The organism is Streptomyces panaciradicis, from assembly GCF_023516615.1.
Lineage (GTDB): Bacteria > Actinomycetota > Actinomycetes > Streptomycetales > Streptomycetaceae > Streptomyces > Streptomyces panaciradicis.
In genome coordinates this window covers 21,686-27,685 of the sequence record NZ_JAMGBF010000011.1, presented here as the reverse complement: position 1 = coordinate 27,685, position 6,000 = coordinate 21,686, and the positions used below count along the sequence as shown (strand labels likewise).

Here is a 6,000-nt window from a genome sequence, read left to right as displayed (position 1 = left end):
GTCAGCGGGTGGGGCTGGTTCACGATGTCGGTCGGCATGATCCTCTTCTGGGCCGTGTTCATCGCCCTCGGCGTCCTGCTCTTCCGTGCCCTGGCCCGGCCGGACGACTCCACGCCGTCCACCGGCACCCCGCGCGGACCGGGGAGGTCCACCGCCGAGCAACTGCTCGCCGAGCGTTTCGCGCGCGGCGAGATCGACGAGGACGAGTACCGCCACCGCCTGGACGTCCTGCACGGCGCGGGCGACAACGGGCCGCGCCTCAGCAAGAGCTGAACCGGCCGAGGTTCGCCGACTCCACCGCGGTTGGCCTCATGATCCGGCCCTGGCGCCGTGCCGCCGAGGCGTGCGGTGGTCTCCGCGTCGCGGCCGTCCAGACCGTGGTCCGGCGCATGCGACGGCTCGGGTACGACCGGGCCCCTGTCGGCGTAGACGCTCGGCCTGTTCTCTCCTACGACCTGCCCGGACGCCCGGCCGCCTCGGGGCGGGACGGTCGGCGCGGGAGCCGTCGGTGGCCACCACCGGACGCGGCCGTCCGGGCCCGAAGGGTCCGGCGCCGCCGGCCTCCGGCGCGATGACGGGGAGCCCGGTCCCGCGGCTGCTTCACGACGGGCGTGTGCCGAACGCCGGGAACGGGCGGCGCGGGTTGCGCGGGACGCGGTGACCGCCGGCCGGACGTGGCCTCCCCCGCCGCGGACTTCGTGCTGTCCGGCGAACCCGGAAAGAGCCAGTCCTCGAAGGCGGACAGCCCCGTCACCATGCCCAGCAGGACGGCCGGGATCGCGAGCGCGAGCGCGAACACGGGCCGCTCACCGGACGCCGGCGGCGACCTCGCGGGTGCCGGGCGGCCGCCCGGCGAAGGGCGCCTCCCGGCAGGGCCGTCCCGAGCCGTCGTACGCGAGCGCCTTCATGACCTGTCTCCCCACCCAGGCGGAACGGCGGCACCCGGCAGCCGGTGCCGTCCGCGCGGTTCCCCCTCGGGTTGCCCCGGCGCGGCACGGAAAACCGGGCACTTCACGCCATCGGCGCAGCGGGGGACGCGGGACGGTATTGCGCTTCCGCGGGGCGATGCGAGCATGCTGGAGGGGTATGCCCGTGCGGGGTGAAGGGCGGCTGTGGTGAACGACCGATCGGACAGGGACCGGGAGGTCCCGGCGCCGGGACCGAGGATGGACGTCCTCCTGAACGAGCTGCAGGAACACGTCCAGCGGGTGCGCGACAGCCGCGACCGGATGCAGACCCTGCTGGACGCCGTCGTGGCGATCGGCGGCGATCTGGAACTCGGCGACCTGCTGCGGCGGATCGTGCAGTCCGCCGTGGATCTGGTGGACGCCGAGTACGGCGCGCTGGGCGTACTCGGCGAGGAGGGGCGCATCCGGCAGTTCATCACCGTGGGGATGGACGAGGAGACGATCGCCCGGATCGGGCACTACCCGGAAGGGCACGGCATCCTCGGCCTGCTCATCCGCGAGCCGCACTCGCTGCGGCTGGAGGAGCTCGGCGCCCACCCGGACGCCGTCGGCTTCCCGTCGGGGCACCCGCCGATGCGCACCTTCCTCGGCGCTCCCGTGCAGGTCCGGGACACGGTCTTCGGCAACCTGTACCTGACCGACAAACGGGACGGGCGGCAGTTCGACGCCGAGGACGAGGCGGTGCTGCGCAGCCTGGCCGCCGCCGCGGGCGTGGCCATCGACAACGCCCGCCTGTACGACGAGAGCCGGCACCGCGAGCGGCAGCTGGCGGCCGGCGCCGACCTCACCCGCGCCCTGCTGTCCGGGGAGCCTCCGGCGCGGATCCTGCGGTCGCTGGCCGACACCGTGCGGGAGATGACCGGGGCGGATCTGGTGACGCTGGCCCTGCCGGTCGGGGACGGCGAGGAGCTGGCGGTGGAGACGGCCGCCGGGCGCAGCGCCGAGGACCTGCTGGGCCTGGCCCTGGCGGCCACCACACTGGCGTCCAAGGTCTACACGACCGGGCAGACCATCAGCAGCGACGGCCTCAGCGACGATCCCCGTTCCTTGGGCGGCAGCGCCTCCGTCGTGCCGCTCGGGCCCGGCTTCTTCGTTCCCGTCGGAGGCCGGGAACGGGTGCGGGGGGGTGCTGCAGGTCGCCAACAGGCCCGGCGGCGGGCCGTTCAACGAGGCGGTGGTGGACATGGTGAAGTCGTTCGCCGACCAGGCCGCCCTCGCCCTGGAGATCGCCGAGCACCGCCGTGACGCCGAACAGCTCGCGCTGCTCGGCGACCGCGACCGCATCGCCCGTGACCTGCACGACCTCGTCATCCAGCGGCTGTTCGCCGACGCGCTCACCCTGCAGTCCGTGCTCAGCCGCGTCAGCGGCCGGCCGGAGGCCACCGAGCGGCTGCAGCGGGTCGTGGACGACCTGGACGACACCATCAAGGTCATCCGCTCGACCATCTTCGGCCTCCAGCACCGCGACCGGCCCAGCCGCCGCACGGGCCTGCGCTCCCGGCTCGCGGCGCTGGCCGACGAGGCCACCACGACGCTCGGCTTCCCGCCGGCCCTGCGCATGACGGGCCTGATCGACACCGACGTGCCCGCGCGGCACGCGGACCATCTGCTGGCGGTGCTGCGCGAGGCGCTGTCCAACGCCGCCCGGCACGCCCACGCCACCGCGGTCGAGGTCACCGTCGCGGCCGGCGAGGGCACACTGCGCCTGACCGTCGCCGACAACGGACGCGGAATCGACCCGCGCACCACCCGCAGCAGCGGCCTGACCAACATGCGCACCCGCGCCGAGGAACTGAACGGCAACCTCGACATCACCCCCGGCAACCCCTCCGGAACCCACCTGGACTGGACGGCCCCGCTACCCCGGGGCACCGGCCCCGCGCCGGGCGGCCACGCCTGACCCGGCCCTGCCGGCGGCTCGTGAGGCGACGTGATCAGGAAGGGATCGGGGGAGGGATCAGGGCCACACCAGGCAGTACGGCTGGTGCCCCGCCTCGTGCAGACGGTGGCTGAAGTCCTGCCACTCGTGCAGCAGCTGGTACACGTTGAAGGCGTCGCGCGGGCCGCCGCGGTCCGGGACCGTCGACCAGATGAACGCCGCCGCGCCCACCGCCTCCTCGCCTATGCCGCGCAGGGGGTCGACCACCGTCATCGGGAGCTTGACGACCGCGTAGTCGGGGTGCAGGACGACCAGCTCCAGCGGCGGCACCTTGTGCAGGGGCACGCCTTCGATGCCCGTCAGCACCATCGCCGCCATGGTCTCCGGCTTGATCTTGGTGAACATGCCGTTCATGCCCAGCTCGTCGCCGCCGAGTTCCTCGGGGCGCATCGAGATCGGGACGCGGGCCGCGGTCGCGCCGTCCGGCGCGCCGAAGTACTTGTACGTCACCCCCACCCGACCACCATTCCTGCTCCCGGCCCGCAGGCTGTCGAGCCGGCGGTCACCGCGCCGGTCGAACTGCTCGGGCTCACTCGGTACACCCTGACTCCGACGTGTCTCGGTAGCTTCCTCCGCCTCGCGTCGGTGCCTTCCCCGCCGGGCACGTCGAGGACCCAGGTCGTCAGTCCCTTCGCCCAGTCCGCCACCGCGATGCATATCTCCACCCGACTGCTTTTCTAGGACGCGTGGCCCCCGCCGCGCAACCCGATCATCGTGTCAGTGACCTCCCCCACGGCCGCCCGCCGAAACGTGCGCTGAAACACCTGTCCGCAGGATCTTCGCAGCCCCTGAACACGCCTTCGTCCATGCATACGTACGAGAAGGCCGTTCGAGCTGTGTGTATCAGCACCCAGTTTCGCAGATCGACGCGGGGCGCCACTGTCTCCCCGGTCAGCAGCGCCCTCCCTGCCGTCTGTACCCGCTGGCCTACCCTGAGGAGGTCACAGGCAACCGGAGCCGACGTGAGTGGTCCCGAGCAGTCCCGAGAAGGTCGGAGAAGTCGCTGGTCATGAGCGAACTGCCATATTCCTACGAAGCCCCCGTGTCGCAGGCGCTGTTCGACCGCGCGTCCGCCGTCACGCCCGGCGGCGTGAACTCCCCGGTGCGCGCCTTCCGCGCCGTGGGCGGTACGCCCCGGTTCATGGTGTCCGGTTCGGGCCCGTACCTGACGGACGCGGACGGGCGGGAGTACGTCGATCTCGTCTGCTCCTGGGGTCCGATGATCCTCGGGCACTCCCACCCCGAGGTGATCGCCGCAGTCCAGGACGCCGTCTCGCGTGGTACCTCCTTCGGTACTCCCGGTGAGGGCGAGGTCGCGCTCGCCGAGGAGATCGTCGCGCGAGTGGAGCCCGTCGAGCAGGTCCGGCTCGTCAGCAGCGGCACCGAGGCGACCATGAGCGCCATCCGGCTCGCCCGCGGTTTCACCCGGCGCAGCAAGGTGATCAAGTTCGCCGGCTGCTACCACGGCCACGTCGACTCGCTCCTCGCCGCGGCGGGCAGCGGGGTCGCGACCTTCGCGCTTCCCGACACGCCCGGCGTGACCGGCGCCCAGGCCGGCGACACGATCGTCCTGCCGTACAACGACCTGGAGGCCGTCAACGAGGCCTTCCACCGGCACCCGGGCGAGATCGCCTGCGTCATCACCGAGGCCTCGCCGGGCAACATGGGCGTCGTACCGCCCCGCCCCGGCTTCAACCAGGGCCTGAAGGACGCCTGTTCCGAGAACGGCGCCCTGTTCATCTCCGACGAGGTCATGACCGGCTTCCGCACCAGCCGGGCGGGCTGGTTCGGGATCGACGGGGTGCGGCCCGACCTGATGACCTTCGGCAAGGTCATGGGCGGCGGCTTCCCGGCCGCGGCCTTCGGCGGCCGGGCCGACGTCATGGAGCACCTCGCGCCCGCCGGGCCCGTCTACCAAGCCGGCACGCTCTCCGGGAACCCCGTCGCCACCGCCGCCGGGCTCGCCCAGCTGCGCCTCCTCGACGACGCCGCCTACGCCAAGGTCGACTCGGTGTCGGAGACGATCCAGGGGCTGGTGACGGAGGCGCTGAGCAAGGAGGGCGTCGCGCACCGGCTGCAGAACGCCTCCAACATGTTCTCCGTCTTCTTCGCGGACCGTGACGTGCGCGACTACGAGGACGCCAAGCGGCAGGAGTCGTTCCGCTTCACCGCGTTCTTCCACTCGATGCTGGCGCAGGGCGTCTACCTGCCGCCCTCGTCCTTCGAGTCCTGGTTCGTGTCCACGGCCCACGACGAGCAGGCCGTACAGCGCATCGCCGACGCCCTCCCGGCGGCGGCCCGAGCGGCGGCGGAGGCCACGGCGGCATGAGCGAGCAGGCGAACAACAAGGACATCACCGTCGTCCACGTCGTCCGGCACGGCGAGGTGGAGAACCCGGACGGCATCCTCTACGGCCGGCTCGCCGGGTACCACCTGTCCGAGCTGGGGCGGCAGATGGCCGACCGGGTCGCCGAGCACCTGGCCCCCCGTGACATCACCTACGTCTGCGCCTCCCCGCTGGAGCGGGCGCAGGAGACCGCGACGCCGGTCGCCAAGGCGCACGGTCTCGACCTCGCGACCGACGAGCGGCTCATCGAGGCCGACAACGTCTTCCAGGGCAAGTCCTTCGGCGTCGGGGACGGCGCGCTCAGGAAGCCGGCCAACTGGAAGTACCTGACCAACCCGTTCCGGCCGTCGTGGGGCGAGCCGTACGTCGACATCGTCGTACGGATGATGCAGGCGCTGGAGTCCGCCAAGGAGCAGGCGCGGGGGCACGAGGCCGTCCTCGTCAGCCACCAGCTGCCGATCTGGACCGTGCGGTCGTACGTCGAGCGGCGGCGGCTGTGGCACGACCCGCGCAAGCGGCAGTGCACGCTGGCCTCCCTGACGAGCTTCACGTACCAGGGCGACAAGATCGTGTCCGTGGGCTACAGCGAGCCCGCCATCGACCTCGTCCCGGCCCACCTCCGCGCCGGCGCGAAGCCGGCCCAGGGCAAGAGCAAGGCCTTCGGGGCCTAGGAAGAGGCCCCGCCAAAAGGCATGGACACGTCTGTTGGATCTTGGGTAGCGTCTCCGGCGACCATCGCCGGAGCC

6 protein-coding genes are annotated in these 6,000 nt (G+C 72.3%); 5 read left to right on the top strand and 1 reads right to left on the bottom strand.

Annotated features, from left to right (window positions below):
• The 3 genes from M8J74_RS05125 to M8J74_RS05115 form a co-directional block, all read left to right on the top strand.
• Positions 1-273 (top strand): SHOCT domain-containing protein (locus M8J74_RS05125; RefSeq protein ID WP_249835247.1); only part of this gene is annotated, 273 nt, incomplete at its 5' end.
• A gap of 893 nt (positions 274-1,166) precedes the next feature.
• Positions 1,167-2,213: a GAF domain-containing protein gene (locus M8J74_RS05120; RefSeq protein ID WP_249835246.1), complete on the top strand. Its 1,047-nt coding sequence runs from the start codon at positions 1,167-1,169 to the stop codon at positions 2,211-2,213.
• On the top strand, positions 2,152-2,868 hold the full coding sequence (locus M8J74_RS05115) for a sensor histidine kinase (RefSeq protein WP_249835245.1): 717 nt from the start codon (positions 2,152-2,154) through the stop codon (positions 2,866-2,868). Before M8J74_RS05120 ends, M8J74_RS05115 begins: the two co-directional genes overlap by 62 nt.
• Before the next feature lie 57 nt (positions 2,869-2,925).
• Here the strand turns inward: M8J74_RS05115 and M8J74_RS05110 are convergent, their stop codons facing one another.
• Positions 2,926-3,564 carry a hypothetical protein gene (locus tag M8J74_RS05110; protein ID WP_203237696.1) on the bottom strand — a complete coding sequence of 213 codons (639 nt, stop codon included), beginning with the start codon at positions 3,562-3,564 and terminating at the stop codon, positions 2,926-2,928.
• 352 nt (positions 3,565-3,916) lie between these two features.
• Between M8J74_RS05110 and hemL the strand changes: the two genes are divergently transcribed.
• Positions 3,917-5,236, top strand: a complete 1,320-nt coding sequence (gene hemL, locus M8J74_RS05105) for a glutamate-1-semialdehyde 2,1-aminomutase (RefSeq protein WP_058923915.1) — start codon at positions 3,917-3,919, stop codon at positions 5,234-5,236.
• A complete protein-coding gene (locus tag M8J74_RS05100) occupies positions 5,233-5,925 on the top strand; it encodes a histidine phosphatase family protein (RefSeq protein ID WP_249835244.1) in 693 nt (230 codons plus the stop codon). The genes hemL and M8J74_RS05100 overlap by 4 nt, the downstream gene beginning before the upstream one ends.
• Positions 5,926-6,000 lie beyond the last annotated feature (75 nt).

Excerpts from the sequence above, each read along its gene's own strand:
- hemL (WP_058923915.1), top strand. The coding sequence starts at position 3,917 with ATGAGCGAACTGCCATATTCCTACGAAGCCCCCGTGTCGCAGGCGCTG.
- M8J74_RS05110 (WP_203237696.1), bottom strand. The coding sequence starts at position 3,564 with ATGCATCGCGGTGGCGGACTGGGCGAAGGGACTGACGACCTGGGTCCT.
- M8J74_RS05100 (WP_249835244.1), top strand. The coding sequence starts at position 5,233 with ATGAGCGAGCAGGCGAACAACAAGGACATCACCGTCGTCCACGTCGTC.
- M8J74_RS05120 (WP_249835246.1), top strand. The coding sequence starts at position 1,167 with ATGGACGTCCTCCTGAACGAGCTGCAGGAACACGTCCAGCGGGTGCGC.
- M8J74_RS05115 (WP_249835245.1), top strand. The coding sequence starts at position 2,152 with ATGGTGAAGTCGTTCGCCGACCAGGCCGCCCTCGCCCTGGAGATCGCC.